16 protein-coding genes and 1 tRNA gene are annotated in these 19302 nt (G+C 29.1%); 3 read left to right on the plus strand and 14 right to left on the minus strand.

Annotation, left to right across the window (positions count from 1 at the left end; translation table 11 throughout):
- The 3 genes from L3B98_RS27550 to L3B98_RS27560 form a co-directional block, all read right to left on the minus strand.
- Nucleotides 1–72: transfer RNA gene (locus L3B98_RS27550), tRNA-Pro, on the minus strand.
- 143 nt (nt 73–215) lie between these two features.
- Complete coding sequence (locus L3B98_RS27555) at nt 216–695, minus strand: metallophosphoesterase (RefSeq protein WP_238919051.1); 480 nt, start codon at nt 693–695, stop codon at nt 216–218.
- A 38-nt stretch (nt 696–733) separates the two neighbouring features.
- Nucleotides 734–1345 carry an XTP/dITP diphosphatase gene (locus tag L3B98_RS27560; RefSeq protein WP_015390612.1) on the minus strand — a complete coding sequence of 204 codons (612 nt, stop codon included), beginning with the start codon at nt 1343–1345 and terminating at the stop codon, nt 734–736.
- Nucleotides 1346–1844: 499 nt separating this feature from the next.
- Here L3B98_RS27560 and L3B98_RS27565 point away from each other — a divergent pair, with 499 nt between their 5' ends.
- Nucleotides 1845–3584: a hypothetical protein gene (locus L3B98_RS27565; RefSeq protein WP_238919052.1), complete on the plus strand. Its 1740-nt coding sequence runs from the start codon at nt 1845–1847 to the stop codon at nt 3582–3584.
- Between the two features lie 64 nt (nt 3585–3648).
- On the opposite strand, the gene L3B98_RS27570 is transcribed toward L3B98_RS27565, so the two are convergent.
- The 8 genes from L3B98_RS27570 to L3B98_RS27605 all read right to left on the minus strand — a co-directional run bounded on the left by L3B98_RS27570 (nt 3649) and on the right by L3B98_RS27605 (nt 13321).
- Nucleotides 3649–5145: an ABC transporter substrate-binding protein gene (locus L3B98_RS27570; protein ID WP_238919053.1), complete on the minus strand. Its 1497-nt coding sequence runs from the start codon at nt 5143–5145 to the stop codon at nt 3649–3651.
- A gap of 113 nt (nt 5146–5258) precedes the next feature.
- A complete protein-coding gene (locus L3B98_RS27575) occupies nt 5259–5534 on the minus strand; it encodes a hypothetical protein (RefSeq protein ID WP_238919054.1) in 276 nt (91 codons plus the stop codon).
- 3 nt (nt 5535–5537) lie between these two features.
- Nucleotides 5538–7529 (minus strand): NAD-dependent DNA ligase LigA, encoded by a 1992-nt coding sequence (gene ligA / locus L3B98_RS27580; protein ID WP_077360148.1) that lies wholly within the window; start codon nt 7527–7529, stop codon nt 5538–5540.
- Between the two features lie 40 nt (nt 7530–7569).
- Nucleotides 7570–9837, minus strand: coding sequence for a DNA helicase PcrA (gene pcrA, locus L3B98_RS27585; protein WP_238919055.1), 2268 nt, complete (start codon nt 9835–9837; stop codon nt 7570–7572).
- A 274-nt stretch (nt 9838–10111) separates the two neighbouring features.
- Nucleotides 10112–11749, minus strand: coding sequence for a methyl-accepting chemotaxis protein (locus tag L3B98_RS27590; protein ID WP_238919056.1), 1638 nt, complete (start codon nt 11747–11749; stop codon nt 10112–10114).
- A 386-nt stretch (nt 11750–12135) separates the two neighbouring features.
- Nucleotides 12136–12357: a NifU family protein gene (locus tag L3B98_RS27595; RefSeq protein WP_015390604.1), complete on the minus strand. Its 222-nt coding sequence runs from the start codon at nt 12355–12357 to the stop codon at nt 12136–12138.
- 61 nt (nt 12358–12418) lie between these two features.
- On the minus strand, nt 12419–12853 hold the full coding sequence (locus L3B98_RS27600; protein ID WP_238919057.1) for a MarR family transcriptional regulator: 435 nt from the start codon (nt 12851–12853) through the stop codon (nt 12419–12421).
- Between the two features lie 123 nt (nt 12854–12976).
- Complete coding sequence (locus L3B98_RS27605; RefSeq protein WP_238919058.1) at nt 12977–13321, minus strand: helix-turn-helix domain-containing protein; 345 nt, start codon at nt 13319–13321, stop codon at nt 12977–12979.
- Nucleotides 13322–13456: 135 nt separating this feature from the next.
- Here L3B98_RS27605 and L3B98_RS27610 point away from each other — a divergent pair, with 135 nt between their 5' ends.
- A complete protein-coding gene (locus L3B98_RS27610; RefSeq protein WP_238919059.1) occupies nt 13457–14122 on the plus strand; it encodes an NAD(P)H-dependent oxidoreductase in 666 nt (221 codons plus the stop codon).
- A 196-nt stretch (nt 14123–14318) separates the two neighbouring features.
- Complete coding sequence (locus L3B98_RS27615; protein ID WP_238919060.1) at nt 14319–15035, plus strand: pseudouridine synthase; 717 nt, start codon at nt 14319–14321, stop codon at nt 15033–15035.
- Between the two features lie 404 nt (nt 15036–15439).
- On the opposite strand, the gene L3B98_RS27620 is transcribed toward L3B98_RS27615, so the two are convergent.
- The 3 genes from L3B98_RS27620 to L3B98_RS27630 form a co-directional block, all read right to left on the minus strand.
- On the minus strand, nt 15440–16252 hold the full coding sequence (locus tag L3B98_RS27620) for a lytic transglycosylase domain-containing protein (RefSeq protein WP_238919061.1): 813 nt from the start codon (nt 16250–16252) through the stop codon (nt 15440–15442).
- Nucleotides 16253–16306: 54 nt separating this feature from the next.
- Nucleotides 16307–18667 carry a triple tyrosine motif-containing protein gene (locus L3B98_RS27625; RefSeq protein WP_238919062.1) on the minus strand — a complete coding sequence of 787 codons (2361 nt, stop codon included), beginning with the start codon at nt 18665–18667 and terminating at the stop codon, nt 16307–16309.
- Between the two features lie 203 nt (nt 18668–18870).
- On the minus strand, nt 18871–19302 hold the full coding sequence (locus L3B98_RS27630; RefSeq protein WP_015390597.1) for a YaiI/YqxD family protein: 432 nt from the start codon (nt 19300–19302) through the stop codon (nt 18871–18873).

Below are 19302 nucleotides of genomic sequence, written 5' to 3' on the forward strand. Positions count from 1 at the left end.
CGGGGTGACAGGGATTGAACCTGCGACCTCATGGTCCCAAACCACGCGCGCTCCCATCTGCGCCACACCCCGAAGTCTTTAAACCTCGTCATTTGCTTATCGCTTATCTCTCAGCGACAATGATTATTCTACAATATGAAATGTAATTCGTCAATACCTTTTTAAAATTATTTCACAATTATTTCTTTTAATAGCAACAAAGGATTGCTTATATTCTACTCATTGACTTCTTTTAAATATGTATCGATATTGCCATCTTCATCTATTTCTATAAATCCAACATACCTTCCTTTAAATCTTGGTAAAGATATACTTCCTGGATTCATTAGAATTAATTCCTCATCTTTTTCTATCATCTGCTCATGTGTATGCCCAAACAATACAATATCTACTCCTAATTCCTTCCCCTTATAATAGATATTATTTATAGTCCTTTTTACTCCATATAAATCTCCATGAGTAAAAAATATTTTTTTACCATATACCTCTATTACACCTTCTTTAGGATATTTAGAAGAATAATCACAATTTCCAGCTACAGCATATACTTTACCATTAAATCCTCGTTCTAACACTTCAACATCCTCAATATTATCACCTAAATGTATTAATATATCTGCATTTTTAGTTATTTCCTTGGCCAAATTAACATACTTCAACATCCTATGAGTATCACTTACAACACCAATTAACATAAATCTCCTCCTAATCTATAAGTATAATTATCGCTAAGTTATAACAATGTAACAATTATCTTCTTTAGCTCCTTTAATGCATTTCCTCTATGACTAATTTCATTTTTCTCATCAGAGGTTAATTCTGCAAAAGTTTTATTTAATGGTTCGAAGAAAAACAACGGATCATATCCAAATCCACCTTCTCCATGCAATTCTTCTATTATGTATCCATTAGCTTCTCCTGTCACCTTATAGTATTCACCCGCTTCAGTAAACATTGCTAACTGACAAATAAATTTAGCACTTCTGTCTTCTTTTTTTACATTTTTTAATTTTCCTAATAATTTCTCATTATTTTTAGCATCATTCCCATGCTCTCCAGCATATCTCGCTGAATATATCCCTGGTTCTCCATTTAAATATTCAACTGCCAATCCTGAATCATCTGCTAATACAATGAAATCTTTGTCTCCTCTTTCTAACAGAAATTCATATATTTCCTTTGCTTTCTTTTTTGCATTTTCTTCAAAAGTATGACCATCTTCAATTACATCTATATTAATATTCTCATTTTCTAAAGATTTAACTTCAATATCTAATTCTTTTAAAATTTCCTTCATTTCTTTAATTTTCTTTTTATTATTACTAGCTAATATCAATCTTTTCATTACTTATTTCCTTCCTAGTACTTAACCTAAAATTCAGTTTATTTAGATAAATATAATCGTAACACTACACTAGAAATTAGATACATTTTTCTGGAAGCAGGCATGTGAAATTGAGCTGATGATGGTTATTAGTGGAAGGTTGTTTCATTTTCTGCTTGTCATAAATTTACTTTAGGAACATGCAGAAATGGGTGCAACCTTCCACTTAGAACCTTCCAGTGAAAATTTCACTAGTCCTGTGGAAGATAAATGGATCTGATTTCGATAATTTTTGCATAAGTATAATTCTCGATTTGGATATCTATAATTGCTATCATTTACTTAATTTTTAAGATATCATCATCTATAAAACAATTGTAAAGAAAAACTAATTAGTATACAATTCCTTTTTCTATTTTTTAATAAATATTTCATTTCTTCAATTCATATTTTATGTACTTTTTATTCATTAATTTCATATTAATGAATAAGATGAGAATTTTATAAGAGGTGTAATAAATTGAGATATATCGGCCCATTTTTTCGGATGAATAGTCTTTCTCAAAAAGAAATTAGCGGTCAACTTTTTCATTTATCTAAAGAATCTATAAAAACTTTAGTATTAAACTCAAAATGCGGTATCCTAGCTCAAATTAAAACTTCAAAAAAAACTTCAGATGATATCAGCATGTTAAATAATTACTCTCCTCTACTATGTTTATATAGAAAAGCTTCCCCTTTATTTATTCATAGTAAAAGCAGCCATGGTTTTGATGAAGCAAGCTTTAGAAAAGAAATAAATCCTTCTACAAACGCTCTTATGACACTATGCTTGCTAGAGCTAAGCGAGTATTATTCACATTATAATGATAACAATAGAAACATAGCCTCCCTTGAAAAACCATTTAAATATCTAGCAAAAGAACAGCTTCAATTCTATTCTGAGAATTTAAGGAATAATGAAGGTTTATTTGTTGATAAAAAAAATATATCAGATGGAAACTCAAAAGGTTTTTCATTAATAGACAAAGATAACAAATTCAATTTTTCAGACCAAGCTTTTATGTTAACTGCTTATTTTCTCTATTCACATTATAATGAATCTGATCCAATAAGTCCTGACTACCTTAAATTTGCATCTGAAATTTTAGATATGTTTAAAAACTACAAATCTGCTTTATATGATTTATCTTTTAATGAAAATGTTCAAATTTTTCTAGCACTAAATGTATTTTATAAATATTCTTGTAATCTCGATGCTAAAAAACTTATTTTAGACTTAGGTGACTTTTTAATATGCAAATTTCAGGAAAAAGATTATTATGAAGATTCAATAGATGATTGCGCTTTATTTGCTATCACCTTAATGGAAGCCTATAAACATACAGAAATAATTTCTTTTAAGGAAATCTCTAGAGAAATTAGTGAAAAACTGATTAGTTTTTATGATAATGATAAAAATGTTATCTCTAAATTATCTGATAAAAAGGAAAGTAAATATTCTTGCTCAGAAATTAATTTCTATCTACTTTGTTTACTCATGTATTCAATTCAAGAAAGCAAAACTACTGATTTAAAGCCTATTATTTCAGGCCTGTATAGAAAATTCTTTGTAAACGGTGGTCTTCTAACCAGTTGGCCTGAAGCACCTACTCTAGATGAGGTTGAAAGATATAAAAAATTAAGTTTGCGTTCTGCTGATATGTTAGATGAAACTTATTTTAGAATGCCAGTTCTTCCAACTCCTAAAGGAACAGGTTTAGCACCTATATTTGTAAAAAGTTTAATTTATTCAAAACGAAAAGATTCATTAAATGTTAAAAGAACCTCCTTAGATAGTAATAAAAATATGTTTAATTTCTTTCTAATTATTTATCTTTTAAAGGATATGGTTGAAGAATTTATGGAATTTGCAACTCCCTTAAATTTAGAAATTATGACAAACTCAGAAAATAATGAAATTTTTAATTCTGATCAAGACTATCTAAGTAATAAAACTACATCACAAACTTCTAAGGATAATTTGTTTAAAACAACTACCTCAAATCCTTGTGAAATCATTGAGTCTAAATCTAATTTAAATTTATCCAAGGAAGAAGAAAGTAACACAATTGATACCCCATCACTAAAAGGTATAACTTCTTCAAAAAAAGTAACTAATCTTACTCTACTAAATAAAAATAATAAAGTTAACTGTTCTATTAAAGGCAAGAAATATAAAAAAAATAAAAATCAACACTATAATAAGAAAAAAAATTGATTTCAAGTGTATTTATAGTAAAATTAAATATATTCACCTGATATATCTTGTTAGGTGAATATATTTAATTACTATTTATTGAAGAAAAGTCTATATTGCCATTTCCATCAACTTTTAATTTACCAGCTTTATCAGAAATAGCTATATTTTCATTATAAAAAACTAAAGGAAGTATATTATAATTATCAAATAAATCTTCCTCTAAATTAGAAAAATCTTGATTTTGTTTAACATTAATGGATTTTTCTAAAAGCTTATTTTGATTATCTGATAAATATTCCTTAAAATTTAAATAGAAATTTTGTTTTTTTGATTCATTCGCATCATTGTCAACTAAAAGCATATCATATCTTTTTTTTAACTCTTGATCCTCAAACTCATCTTTCACCAAACTATATTTTACTGTTATATTAGTATTTTCCTTAAACCAGGTTTGAATACTTCTACATATAATTCTGTTTTCATTAGTATCTTCGCATAATATTGTTAATATTTTAGGCTTATCCCAGGAACCTTCTTTATTACTTACAACTTTCCTTGCCTGTAACTTAGTCAAATCCTGCTTATCTTCTCTAAAAAAACTTCCTTCAGCCAGATCAAACTCTTTATTATTAGCATTTTGATAAGCTTCCATTGCTTTACATATGTCATTATAAATTTCTCTTCTACCTTGAAGTGGAATGGCATTATTTTTGCTATTAAAAACTAGATAGGTTGCATTTGACTTTGGAATTGTTATTAATTTCTTTTCTTCAAGTAACTTGCTAAGTTCCGTTTCCGGAGGATTTATTACTATATCTCTTTCATTAACTTCATATGATGCCATTGATGCTTCAACACTATTATCGCTAAATATATTTATATTTCCTATCTTAGCTTCATTGCTATTACTTTTTAACACAATTTTATCTTTATTAATAGAATCAATTTTATAATCTCCCGAGTAAACTAATTTATTGCAATTATTTTGTATAGCTCTCCACATTATCAAATACTTTCTAAGCCTATACTGTGGTTTCGTTAGTTCATTTAAAAAATCATCATCTTTTTTATTTAGTCTAATAATAATAGAATTATCAGTTTCATTTATTGCCACACCTTTTTCGAAAACAACTTTTCCTTCTTTAAATTCCTTTGCCCCATATACATTTAACAAAGCTTGAATATTTTTTTCATCTTCTTCTTTTAATAATTCTTTGAAAAATTCTGCTATATCCTTAGGTGTTATTTTACTACCATCACTCCAAAAAATATCATCTCTAAGTTTAAATTCGTACTGAATGCCATCTTTATCCTTAACAACATCACTTGCTAAAATAGGTGTTATCTTATTATTTTCATCCTTTGAAACTAGTCCCTTGCTAACAGCACAAATAATATCCTCGTGATACTTAGTTAGATTAGTGACCTTTTCTAAATCTTCTGGAATTTCATTTATACCGTAACTTATAGTCTCATCCATTGTATTACTTGATACATTTCCGTTTTCCTTATTTATAAATCCCAAACAAAATATAATGATAAAACTAAACGTGATTATACATAAAAAATATTTCTTCATGATTGCACCCTTTACTTCTATTCTATATTTTGTATTATGTCCATAAATTTTTAATTATAATCAAAAAACTGACTAAAAAGTAATTTCTAATCACTTCTAGTCAGTTTTTAATTCTATTTTATAAGATGATTTACCATAAAGAAAATCAAGAAAGCAGATATAGCTAAGCTAAACGCAGCATATATTAGCCTTTTTTTACCTGTCTCAATAATAATAAATCTAAGTCCCAAAATTGCCATTGTAATGCATACTCCAAGCTGTATAGGTAAATACGAGTTAAAAATTTGATTAACAAAATGAAATTGATATGTTGTTAAGAATGTACATATTATTATTATACTCGTTACAAATGCTGATATAAATCCAAGCAAATTCACTAATTTTTTCATATTTTACCCCCTTAACAAATCTTCAAATTCTTCCTCTGAAAGGACCTTAACTCCCAATTCCTGTGCTTTCGTTAATTTTGATCCAGCTGCTTCTCCTGCTATAACATAGTCTGTTTTTTTGCTTACACTGCCTGCAACTTTTGCTCCTAAACTTTCTAATTTATCTTTTATTTCAGTTCTAGAGTAATTCTGAAGAGATCCAGTAGCAACAACAGTTTTCCCTTCAAAAGGATTTTCTATAACTTCTTGTTCTATAAATTTAGGGCTGACACCTAAAGCTAACAATTCTTCTATTGTTTCTAATACTTTTTCTTCTTTAAAGAATACCACTACGCCTTGTGCAACTATATCTCCTACATCTTGAACTTCAACTAACTCCTCAAAGGTGGCACTTTTTAACCCTTCTATAGACTTAAATCTATTTACTAAGTCTCTTGCAGTTTTTGCCCCTACATTAGGTATTCCTAATGCATATATAAAAGCATCTAAATCACAATCTTTGCTTTTCTCTATAGCTTCTAAAAGATTTTGAGCCTTTTTAGCTCCAAACTTCTCTAGTCCTATTAGTTCTTCTTCTTTTAATTTATATAAATCAGAAATAGCTTTAATATTAAGTTTTTCAAATAGCTGCTCTGCTGTTTTTTCTGAAAAACCTGCAATATTCATAGCTTCTCTTGAAGCATAATGAACTATAGTCTTAACTAATTGTGGCTTACAAGACAACGTATTTTCACAGAAGTAATGTGCACCATTTAAAACCAAGTGACTTCCACATGCTGGACATACTTCAGGTACCTTTATTTCTTCAGAACCTTCCAGTGAATCAGGAACTATTCCCATAATTTCAGGAATAACATCGTTACTTCTTCTTACAAACACTTCTGCACCAATTCTAACACCTTTTCTTGCTATATCATCCATATTGTTAAGTGTTGCTCTTTTGACAGTAACTCCAGCAAGTTCAACTGGTTCTAGTATTGCTGTTGGACCAACTCTTCCACTTCTTCCAACATTCCATTCAACATCCAAAAGCTTAGTAGTAGCTTCTTGAGCCTCAAACTTATACGCTATTGCCCACTTAGGGAATTTAATTGTATATCCCAATAATTCTCTCGTTCTAATATCATCTATTGCAATTACAAGCCCATCAATATCATAATTCAAGTCAAACCTAATATCTTTTATATATTCAATTTCTTTTTCAATTTCTTCTATAGATGTGCAAATTCTAATATAATCATCTACTGGCAGCCCTTGCTTTTTTATAAAATCCATCATTTCTAAATATGTTGTAAAAGGAGTTCCTTCCTTATATCCAACATCATAAAAAAATGCTGACAAATTTCTTCTTGCCGTTTCTTTAACATTAAGATTTCTTAATGCTCCTGCTGCTCCATTTCTTAAATTTTTCAATGGAGTTTCTGAAGCTTCATTATATTTATTAAAAGCTTCTTGGGTCATTATAGCTTCTCCATGAACTTCTAAAATATCGCCACTTTGAATTTTAAGAGGAATGGATTTTATTGTTTTCACCTGAGCTGTTACTTCTTCTCCAATACTGCCTGTTCCTCTTGTTGCAGCAATTTCAAGTATACCTTCATTATTATATGTTAAGTTTATTGTAAGTCCATCGAATTTCTTTGTAAGCACATATTTTAAATCTGGTAAATTCTCTCCTCTGCTTCTCATTTCTTCAACAAACTTAACATTTCTATTATGCCAATCTATTATTTCTTGAATACTTTGTGCTTTATCTAAACTCCAAAGCTTTGCTTTATGAGTATATTTTTTAAATCCTTCTAATACTACATCTCCAACTCTCAATGTAGGTGAATAAGGAAGTACAAATCCAGTTTCATTTTCTAATGCCTGAAGTTCGTAATATTTCGCATCATAATCCTTATCACTTACAGAAGGACTATCTAGAGAATAGTATTCATAGGAATACCTATTTAATGTTTCTACAAGTTCCTTTATTTTTTCAATCTTATCCATTAACTAGTCCTCCAAATCTAAATTACACATATTATTAAAACTACATCATTTTTAATTTTGCCAAAGATAGCATTAAGGTTTTAACACCTTGCTTATCAAAAGCTACTGTCAGTTTCTTATCACTACCTGAACCTTGAACTGAAACAATAGTTCCTTTCCCAAACTTTTCATGCATTACTTTTCTACCAAGGGTTGCTTCATTTTCAGATATATATTCAGTTGCAGCTTCCTCTATAGCACTTCTATCAATTACTTTATTGATACCACCATTATCAACAGTATATGCTCTATTACCTGTAACACTATTTCTTAAGCTGTGCGGATTAGTATAAGAATTGCTTTGCATTAGCTTCTCTCTACTCTTAATATTGACCTTTTGTACTCCAACATATTCCTTAAGTTCTGCCTTTATTTCATTAATAAAATCTGATTGAGAATATGCTACAGTTTTTCCAAACACTCTTCTAACTTCAGCTGATGTCATAAACAATATTTCTTTAGCTCTAGTTATACCAACATAACACAATCTTCTTGATTCTTCCATCTCAGATTCTTTTTCAAAGGATGCCATTCCTGGGAATATTCCATTTTCCATACCTACCATAAATACAACTGGGAATTCCAATCCCTTTGCACTATGAATTGTCATAAGGACAACCGCATCATCCTCTTCTTCAATTTTATCAGTATCTTGAACTAAAGAAACTCTTTCTAAGTATGCAGATAAAGACTTATCTTCACTGCTCTTTTCAAAGTCAACTGCATCAGATACTAGTTCCTTTAAGTTTTCAATTCTGCTCTTATCTTCAATCTCATTTGATTCTTGTAATTGCTTCATATATCCAGTATCTTTCAAAATAGCTTCAATTAATACTGACACTGGAACTGTTTCACTTAAATCCATCAGATTTTCCATAAGCTCCACAAATGGTTCTATTGTTGAAACATTTCTAGCTGTAAGGGTTGGAATGCTTCTAACTTCAGTTATTGCATCCCATAAATTAAGTTCAAAATTACCTGCGAATTCTTGAACCTTAGCTACAGTTGCATCTCCAATACTTCTCTTAGGTACATTTATAATTCTTTTAAGACTAATATCATCTTGTGGGTTAATAAGAACTTTTAAATATGCTAACATATCTTTGATTTCTTTTCTATCATAGAATCTTGTACCCCCTACAATTTTATAAGGGATTCCCTTTCTTCTAAAACTCTCTTCAAAAATTCTCGATTGAGCATTTGTTCTATATAGAATAGCAAAATCATTATAATTTTTACCTTGCTTATTCTTAAGGTCTTGAATTTGTTTTCCAACAAAATCACCTTCATCACTATCTGCATAAGCTCTATATATCTTTATCTTATTTCCCTCTTCTTGCTCAGTTCTTAGTACTTTACTCTTTCTGTTTGAGTTATTAACAATTACAACATTTGCAGCATTTAATATGTTACCCTTAGATCTATAATTCTGCTCTAATTTTATTACCTTTGCCCCTGGATAATCTTTTTCGAAGTCCAATATATTTTTAATATCTGCGCCCCTCCACTGGTAAATACATTGGTCATCATCACCAACAACACATATGTTCTTATATTTTGAAGCAAGCAATTTTACCAATTGATATTGCGCTCCATTTGTGTCTTGATATTCATCCACCATAATATACTTAAATTTATTTTGATAAAATTCTAAAACTTCAGGATTATTTTTGAACAATTCAACAGTTTTAAATATAAGATCATCAAAATCTAGGGCATTGTTTTCCTTCAGCCTTTTTTGATACATTTCATAGACATCTGCAATTTTCTTTTCCCTAAAGTTAGCTTCATTTTCTAACATATAGCTTCGAGTCCCTTGCATATTATCCTTTGCTTTTCCTATCTTTCCTAATATCTCTTGCTCAGTTATATCCTTATCATTAATATTTAAAGTTTTCATACACTCTTTTACTAATATTTTTTGGTCTGAACTATCATATATTGTAAAGCTGCTTTTGTAGCCTATCTTATCTATTTCTCTTCTTAAAATCCTAACACATGTTGAATGGAAAGTGGATATCCACATGTTTTCAGCCTGTTCACCAATAAGAGCCTTAACTCTATCCTTCATTTCCTTTGCAGCCTTATTTGTAAAAGTGATAGCTAATATACTATATGGTGCAATATTTAAGTCTTCAATCATATGAGCAATTCTATGAGTTAAAACTCTTGTCTTACCAGAACCTGCTCCAGCTAGTATAAGTACCTGCCCATCAATTGTAGTTGCCCCTTCATACTGTTCTTTATTAAGTAATGATTTTAAATCCATTAACTTAGTCCTCCTTTACCAATTCCTTAAATATTATATCATATCTATTAATATTTAAATCATTACAGCATACAAAATTTAATTCCATCTATATTTATTATTCACCATTCATATTTAATTAACATAAATTTTATAAACCTCTCTATTCCTAAACTTCAATAATATGCATAAAATACAAAAAACACCTGATAAATTAATATCAAGTGTAAATTTTTTAATAGTTTCATATACTCTCCTATTATTAATTAAAATTTTTCTATTTTGAGGTTAGATATTACACATTGAAATTTGCAATACTTCTTTCTAATACAGTTGCTATATTAACTAATTTCTTTGAAGTTAGAGCTAATTCATTTGTTATAGCTGCCTGCTCTTCTGTAGAAGCTGTTACCTCTTCAGATAATGCTGAAATTTCTTGTGATTTTGAAGCTATATTCTCTACCGTATCTAAAATCTCATTTCTACCTTCCATAGTTCCTTGAAGTACCACACTAACTTTATCAATTTCTCTAGGAATATCATTTACTTTTTCAATAACTTCTTTAAATGAAGTTGTTACATCACCAATATCATTTTTGCTTTCTTCTACTATTTTAGTTACAAGTTCTGTTGTATTAAAGACTTCTTTGTTTTCTTTCATTACAGCATTTATTAATTGAGTTATGCTTTTTGATGATTTTAAAACCTCTTCTGCTAATTTTCTTATTTCTTCTGCAACTACTGAAAATCCTTTTCCAGCATCACCTGCTCTTGCTGCTTCAATAGATGCATTTAATGCTAAAAGATTAGTTTGTTTAGCCACACCATTTATAACATCAACTATGGAGTTAATTTGTGATATAGTCTTATCTAAATTTCCTACTTTATTCCTTGCAATTAAAAATGAATCAAACATCTCATCAATAGTAGTTGCTAATTTATTTATAGTATCTGCTCCTACATTTGTATCCTTCTTTATATCATCCCCAACTTCAGCTAACAGTTTCAATTCATTTTGAACATTATCTAAATCCTTTGAAAAACCTTCTAATAAAGTAACTGCACCTTCTAAGGCCTCTGCTTGCTTTATGCCCTCTTGAGATACACTTGTCACTGAAGCAGCAATTTCTTCACTAGATAATGCTACTGTAGTTCCCCCCTCTTTAATATTTCCAGATAAATTACTTAAGCTTTCTGATATTACTTTAGTTTTTCTAACAAGTTCTCTAAAGCCTTTTGTAGTCTCTTTACTAACTGCTGCAAGGGTTCCTATTTCATCTTTACCTGAAACTTTATATTCAGCAGTTAAATCTCCTTTACCTATTTTTTCAACGGTATCTTTAATGCTTTCTATAGGTTTAGCAATTCGTCTTCCTATAATTGTTCCTGCAATAGCAGCTATAATTAGTAGTACTATAGCATAAATTATACTTTCCATAATTGTATTTCTAATAGTCTTCTGCATATTATCTATAGAAATTCCAACTGAAAGAACATATACTATATTATTTCCATCCTTAATTGGCACTCCTACATTATACGCTGGAGTTCCTTTCCATTCGTAGATACTACCAATTGTTTTACCTTGAAATTCGTTGTCCAATTCTCCAGAATCAATTTTCTGTCCAATAGAATCCTTTGATGTTCCTGCAACAAGAATTTTATCTCTAGATACTACTCCAACATACCATAACTGACGATCTGCACGTTCATAGATTCCATCAATTATATCTTGTATTTTATCAACGTTCTTTATTCCTGCTTTTTCAATGTTTGATCCTATGTTATTGGCTAAAGTAATTCCATCTGCCTTCATTTGATTTTCTATCCCACTTATCATTTCGTATGTAAAAAAAGATGTACAAATAAAAATTATTATTGTTGCCATTAAAACAAAATTAAAAATCAGTCTTTTTCTTATAGAATTAAGCATATCATATCACCTCAAAATTTTAGTATTTAAATCATTCATTATATTTAACTAGCAACCTAATCGGACTTTTTTATTATACATTTCATATGCATAGGAAATATATGTTGAATCGTATGTAAAATAAGACGCATAAATTAAAGTTATTATTGCTATTATTAAAACAAAATTCGAAACTAATCTTCTTATTATATAATCAAGCACATCACTGCCTCCCAAAAATCTAAGTGTTTTATGTTAAAATTAGTATTATAATCTTTACATTTTAATTTAGTACCCGAAACGAATCCCTTTCGAAATATAATTCGTACGTGTACGAATTATATTTCGAAAAAACATTAACATCATAATATTCTCTTAAATTATGAAATTAATTAAAATTATTAAATTTAAACTCCTATAACTTTTTTAATTCCTGGAACTTCTTCCTTTAACTTCTCTTCAATAATCATTTTTATTGTCATCATTGCTCCTGGACAATTACCACAGGCCCCTTGCATCTTAACACTTACAATACCATCTTCGCTTACATCTACCAATTCAACATCTCCACCATCTCTTTGAAGAATTGGTCTGATTTTATCTAATGACTTTACTATTAATTCTTTCATATTTGAATTCCTTCTTTCTTTTTTCGTACGCGTACGAATTATCTATGTAAAAAAAATGCTTTTAAAGCATTTTTATTATATTATTAAGAGCTTTATCCATGTTATCTTCAAATACTTTTCTTTGCTCCTCATCAAAATCTTTTAGCAATATCTCTAGAAATTCTTTATCCATAGTTTTTAACTTTTTCTTTATGTACAAACCTTCAGTAGTCAAACTAATATAAGCACTTCTTTTATCTTCACTACAAACACATTTATTTATCAATCCCTGACTTTCATATTTATTTATTATGTCAGATAAGGATGATTTAGATATTTTCCATATACTTGCAATTTCATTGAATAAAAGTTTTGAGCCATCCTCTGGTAAAATTTCAAATAGCATAGAATGATTTTGCAATATAGCTATTTGCTCATCTTTTAATTTCTTTACGACAAATTTGTTTGATGCTTCATTAAGTGCATTTAATTTTCCAATAATACATTTCTTTTTCATTTTTACCACCTCGTTCGTTCGGGTACGAATTAATTATAAAATTACATTGTCTATATGTCAATATATTTTTTAGAATTTTATTATTTTCTTCTTACTCTTAAAATATTCGGTATATATAAATTTTTACACCTTAAATTCTGATTGATAATTTATTCCCCAATCATACATAGCTTGAATTATTGGAGTCATAGAGTCCCCAATCCCTGTAAGTTCATACTCTACTCTTGGAGGTACTTCTGCATATACTGTCCGTTTTATAACCCCATCTCTCTCTAGTTCCCGCAATTGTAACGTTAATGTCCTATGAGTTACCTTTGGCATTAGACGTTTCAGTTCATTAAATCTCTTTCTCCCACCTAATAAGCGATATAAAATAACACCTTTCCACTTACCACTAAGTATGTTTAATGTTGTCTCTACAGGACATTGAATATTCTGGCATTCTGAATCTACAACTTCTTCTTTCATTTTTTCACCCCCTTAGTATAAAAAAAGATACTTAGGTAACTATATGTATATCATATATCAAAAATGTGCGTACTTCAATATAATCGATAGTTGTGCTAATCTTAATTTACAATCAATGAAAGGTGGTTTTAAAAAATGAATAATAAAAATCAACAAATAATAGATGCATTTCAATTTCGTCATGCTTGTAAAAAATTCGATTCTACAAAGATAATTCCTACGGGAGATTTTAATACAATATTAGAAGCTGGCAGACTTTCTCCAAGTTCATTCGGCTTTGAACCATGGAGGTTTCTTATAATACAAGATTCAAAACTTAGAAAAAAACTATTTCCTGTATCATGGGGTGCACAAAATAGTCTAGATGGAGCTAGTCATTTTGTAATTATACTTGCACGTAAAAAAATTGATACACTCTATAGTTCTGAATACATTACTAATATAATGTCTGAAGTTCAAAAACTCCCCAACGAAGTAGCTGATGGTAAGAGAGCTGCATTTGAAAAATTCCAAAAAAATGATTTTAATTTATTAGAAAATGATAGAGCCCTTTACGATTGGGCCAGCAAGCAAACTTACATAGCTTTAGCAAACATGCTTACTACTGCTGCTTTCCTAGGAATAGATTCTTGCCCTATTGAAGGCTTTAATATAAACGAAGTTGAAAAAATTCTTCAAGAAGAAGGTATTTTAGATGCTGAACATTTTGGAGTATCAGTAATGGCTGGCTTCGGATATAGAGTCCAAGAACCATATCAAAAAACAAGACAAACTTTAGATAATATTGTGCAATGGATTTAATCCCATAATATATAAAATTTAAACTTTATTACAATTAAGTCATGATTAATTATATAACCATGACTTTTTTATAATTATTAGTAAATACATTTGATAAATCACTTGTCTCTGTGTTAATCTATTTACTACTATGGTAAAATTAACGTACTATAGCTTAGTGTGTATGCATTAAAATTTATAGATTGGAGTGAATTCTTTGGAAAGATTGGATAAGATAATTTCTAATTTAGGATATGGAAGTAGAAAAGATGTTAAGTCTTTTGCAAAAAAAGGCATTATAGAAGTTGACGGTGTAATAGTAAAGGATAATGGAATGCTTGTTGACCCAGAAAAATCCATTATAAAAATAAACGGTGAACAAATATTATACCGCAAATACATATATCTTATGATGAATAAACCTGATGGAGTGATTTCTGCAACTCATGATAACAAAGATGAGACTGTAATTGACTTATTAGAATTAGGACATCAAGTATTTGAGCCATTTCCAGTTGGCAGATTAGATAAAGATACTGTTGGATTATTACTGTTAACAAACGATGGTGAACTTAATCATAGATTAATAGCTCCTAAATGGCATGTTGACAAAGTATATTATGCAAAAATTGATAAAAAAGTAGATGAAAAAGATGTTGCTGCTTTTAAAAATGGTATTACTTTAGATGACGGTTATAAATGTATGGAGGCAAAGCTTGAAATTCTATCTAACGATGATAATGGCTCAGACATCAGAGTGACAATACAAGAAGGTAAATATCATCAAGTAAAAAGAATGTTTGAAGCTGTTGATAAAAAAGTAGTTTACCTTAAAAGAGAAGAATTTGGTGGTCTTCTATTGGATCCTACTTTAGAAGAAGGCGAATATCGTGAATTAACTGATGATGAATTAAGCCTTTTAAGAAGCTATTAACGAATATTAAATTATTTTTGCAATAAAATAATTCATTTTCACAAAAAAAAATCATATTTTTTATTAAATTACTTGCATTTCCCTGCACAATACCCTATAATTAATATGCAAGGATAAATAAAAGGAATATATAGCCCCCTTTTTATTTATTGCTTATTGCTTATTGCTAAAGCGCAACCTAGCCCCAAGGGTTGCGTTTTTTATTTTCGTTGATGTAAACATTTACTAACACTGTATAAAACTAGTAATTCATGTTTATATATAAATTATTTGATATATTTCATAATTATTGGTATTAATATTTTAATGAATAAAAAAAATCATTTTGTTTAGCAAAATGATTTTTTTTATTCATTAAAAGTAATTTCTAATTGTCTAATATTATTCTAATTATCAATTAGAAATTAAACTCCATTTCTATAATATCCCATAACCTTAGGAACATAGTTTTGAGTTTCTTTTGGCATTTTATATAAATCATTTGCCGATAAAACTCCTCTTTTTTGCATAGTTCCAGGGCCACCATTATAAGCCATAAGTGCCATTTCTATACTTCCACCATATTGATCTAAATATTCTTTGAACAACTTAGTTCCACCATTAATATTTTGATTTACATCATATTGATTCGTAATACCTAAACTCGAAAAGTTTTCAGGCATAATTTGCATCAATCCTGCAGCGCCTACACCAGATGTGTCATTTGGATTAAAATCAGATTCTTGTTTAATAATAGCTAAAATCAAATTTGAATCCACACCATATTTTTGAGCTGCCGAATCCACTGCACTATATATTTTCTTAAGATCTGCATCACTTCTATTTGCCAATAAAGATTTAGAGCCTGCGTAATTAGCATATCCATTTCTCAACACCATAGGTATATCTTCTAACTTTTGGCCTGTCAAATATGTTTGACCTACTCTTGATGCCTTAACTTCACTTTCACTGCTTTTATCCTGCGAATCAGAACTTTCTGCCTTGGCATCTTTTTTATCAGCATTTGCCTTATTATCAGTAATTTTATTAACATTATTTTGCATTGTTTTTTTTGATGAATCTGTCAAGTTCTTCATCATCATTTCAAATGCCACATTTTTTTCATCATTAGCTGAATCACTTGAACTAGTACCATCATTAGTTAATTGTCCATTTCCCGCCATGCTCATTGCTAATAATTGCTCATTTGAGAGTTGATTAACACCATTTATCGCCATTTTAAATAACCTTCCTCCAAATTTTTTCTTATGATTATTTTCGAACCTTTTTTATTAACCTTTAACATAAAAAGTTATTTCATCATAATCTTCATAACTTGCCTTTTTATAATAACTCTTTGCAAGTGCTAAAATTTTATGCTTACCTTGAACAAATGGCATAAAGCTATAATAATGCTTCCTACTATAGGCTTGAACTTTTCTCCATTCATTATTTTCCATCAAATAAAATTCATAGCAAACATCTTTCCCACCTCTGCTTATAACTTCAAAAGTCAGTTCTTCATTAACATTAGCTTCTAATTTATTAGCTATAATTTTAGTTTCTATTACAGGTGGTGCTTCACTTACATATAAACTGATTTCTTTCTTTGAATCATATTCATTTTTACATTTTAAATTTTTTGCATAAACCTCTATCGTATACTTCCCTACAATCTTAGGAGTAAATCTCAATTTTTTATTTCTTGAAAATTCTGTTTTCTCAACAGAGTTACCATTAATTTTTGTTTCATATTTCACTAAAACATTTTGAGTATTTTGTATAATACATTCAAACTCTATAGGTTCACCAATTAAATGCGTTTCTTTATATGGCATAATTATATAATCTATCTCTCCAGGTAAATACTCCATTGCCTTCAAATATACAACTGTATGTGCATCATAGGGCTTATCAGAGTATCTATCTTTAAGCATTATTTCAACTTCATATTCTCCAACTTGTTTTGGAATAAAATTAATCCAATTTGCTTTATTAAATTCTCCACCTTCCAGCCTTCGCTTATCTTTTCTAATTGTAAACGCATATTGAAGATGTGTTCCACCTTCTGCATTTACCATTATGTTAACTGGCTCTCCAGTAATAATTTTCTTTTCCTTATCAACTACCACATCAAGAATTTTCACTGGTGTTTTACCTTTTTTTTCAATAGTAAATGCTATTTTCTTAATGTCTTCATACTCTTCTTTATAGCTTGCATCTTTTACAGACAATATAATTTCATATTCTCCCGCTTCAATTGGCGTCCAAGTAAATTCATTCTTTTCAGTATAACCTGTATCATATTCTATCGTACCATTAACTCTATATCTATATTGTAGATTAGTTCCTCCTTGCACTTCAGAACTAAACTTTATTTCAGTTTCAGTTACCTGTGGAGAATTATAATTAGCTACAAAGCTATTAATCTTAACCTCCTTATACGGTTTTACATTATAGACTAAAATAGCCCTATCATCATATTCTTTATTTGAAAATATACTTTTTGCAAGACACAGAATCCTATAACTTCCTGCTTGAGTTTCCTTATAATAAACATGATTTTTCGTTGAATAATCTTGAATGCAAATAGCCTTTCCATCTTTAAATATTTTATAAAATTTATATAGTAACACTTGATCATTATTATCTAAAGTCTTTTCAACATTAGTTTCCACTAAAAATTCAAGTTTTTCACCAACTAACAATAATTTACTCAAACACTTAAAATTCGTTATTTCTATTTTTATTGAAGCTTTAACCTTTATTTTTATAACTCTATAATCTTCAAAACTCTCAGTAGATTCCATCCTCTTACATTGAATTAAAAATTCCTTTTCCCCTTGTTCATTGGCTGTATATTTAAAAAGATTACTTGTATCATAATCTCTAACTATGCTCCACTCATTATACCTCTTGGCATAAATTCTATATAGGTATGCTTCTTCATTATTAGTGATCACTTCAATAGAACACTTATCTCCAACAGAAATTTCATCCTTGTCAATTATAATTTCATGTATAATGTTAGATGAATTTTCTGAATTAATTTCATTTTCATTGACTACTTCTTTATCATTTGATGAAATTTTACCTTGTTTTGTTTCAGCACTTCCTATTAGAATATCTTTTTCAGCTTTTGTAAGTTCCTTAATTTCAAATAGCACTAAATTATCATCTTTATTAGCTATTACTTCTTTAAATTCATCACTGTCACTAGTGGATTCTGCAGTATCTAATATTAATAAATTATCTTGCTCTTTATCTACAATATCTTTATACTCTATGTTCACTTCTTCTGCATTTACCGCTGTTTCAATAGATACTTCTTTATGCATAGTATCAGTCACCTCTCCTTTAAGTATATAGTACTCCTCCTTAGCCAAATAATCTAATGGTTTTTTCCCATCCTTTTCTCTAGCTTGTATCATAACCATGTACTCTCCTTCTTCTTTAGGTTTCCATATGCACTCATTCTTATCCGAAAATTCTTGAATAGTATTCCAAAGGCCACCCTTACCAACAATAAATTTATATTCTAACTCCTCTAGTGCATTTTCTATTCTTCCCAATATATTAATTTCAGTATCAACTTCTTGGGGTGCTTTTTTATCAAAAGCTATCTCAACATACTTTAACTGAAGTTCCTCCATAAATAAATACTCCCTTCATACACATTTTCAAAACCACCTTAATACTATATTATACATTTTACCATTATTTGTAAATAACTTCAGTTAATTTTTATTTTAATTATATCATGTTTGATTATCAAAATTTTTTGGCAATTAGATTTTAACCTATAATTTTAGTAAATAAAAAAAGAAGCCTATAAAATTAAGCTTCAAACACACAATTATTCTCTTATAATTCTTATTAAATTCTTTTCTAGTCTCAAGTTATCATCTTCAGTTCTTTTCTTAGGATTGGAGGTCTTCCCCCCTCCTTTTCTTATTTTCTGTGATATATGTCGTTCTTCTAATAGCCTATCAATATTCTGTTCATCATAAATATAGCCTTTAGGATTTATTACTTTTGCTTTTTTTGATAGACATATTGCAGCAACTCCATAGTCTTGAGAAACAATAATATCTCCTTGCTTTGTTTCATTCATCACATACATATCAACACTTTGGAATCCGCTATCTACAATTTTAACTTCTGAATAATCACTTTGAATAAAATGATTTATATCACAATAAATTATTACTGGCACCTCATAAGTTTTAGCTACTTTTTCAATAATGGAGATGCCTGGACAAGCATCTCCATCAATTATAATCTTCAT

Source organism: Clostridium sp. YIM B02555, assembly GCF_022320955.1.
In the GTDB taxonomy this organism is placed as follows: domain Bacteria; phylum Bacillota; class Clostridia; order Clostridiales; family Clostridiaceae; genus Clostridium; species Clostridium saccharoperbutylacetonicum.

Excerpts from the sequence above, each read along its gene's own strand:
- L3B98_RS27555 (WP_238919051.1), bottom strand. The coding sequence starts at position 695 with ATGTTAATTGGTGTTGTAAGTGATACTCATAGGATGTTGAAGTATGTT.
- L3B98_RS27560 (WP_015390612.1), bottom strand. The coding sequence starts at position 1,345 with ATGAAAAGATTGATATTAGCTAGTAATAATAAAAAGAAAATTAAAGAA.
- L3B98_RS27570 (WP_238919053.1), bottom strand. The coding sequence starts at position 5,145 with ATGAAGAAATATTTTTTATGTATAATCACGTTTAGTTTTATCATTATA.
- L3B98_RS27575 (WP_238919054.1), bottom strand. The coding sequence starts at position 5,534 with ATGAAAAAATTAGTGAATTTGCTTGGATTTATATCAGCATTTGTAACG.
- ligA (WP_077360148.1), bottom strand. The coding sequence starts at position 7,529 with ATGGATAAGATTGAAAAAATAAAGGAACTTGTAGAAACATTAAATAGG.
- pcrA (WP_238919055.1), bottom strand. The coding sequence starts at position 9,837 with ATGGATTTAAAATCATTACTTAATAAAGAACAGTATGAAGGGGCAACT.
- L3B98_RS27590 (WP_238919056.1), bottom strand. The coding sequence starts at position 11,749 with ATGCTTAATTCTATAAGAAAAAGACTGATTTTTAATTTTGTTTTAATG.
- L3B98_RS27595 (WP_015390604.1), bottom strand. The coding sequence starts at position 12,357 with ATGAAAGAATTAATAGTAAAGTCATTAGATAAAATCAGACCAATTCTT.
- L3B98_RS27600 (WP_238919057.1), bottom strand. The coding sequence starts at position 12,853 with ATGAAAAAGAAATGTATTATTGGAAAATTAAATGCACTTAATGAAGCA.
- L3B98_RS27605 (WP_238919058.1), bottom strand. The coding sequence starts at position 13,321 with ATGAAAGAAGAAGTTGTAGATTCAGAATGCCAGAATATTCAATGTCCT.
- L3B98_RS27610 (WP_238919059.1), top strand. The coding sequence starts at position 13,457 with ATGAATAATAAAAATCAACAAATAATAGATGCATTTCAATTTCGTCAT.
- L3B98_RS27620 (WP_238919061.1), bottom strand. The coding sequence starts at position 16,252 with ATGGCGATAAATGGTGTTAATCAACTCTCAAATGAGCAATTATTAGCA.
- L3B98_RS27625 (WP_238919062.1), bottom strand. The coding sequence starts at position 18,667 with ATGGAGGAACTTCAGTTAAAGTATGTTGAGATAGCTTTTGATAAAAAA.
- L3B98_RS27630 (WP_015390597.1), bottom strand. The coding sequence starts at position 19,302 with ATGAAGATTATAATTGATGGAGATGCTTGTCCAGGCATCTCCATTATT.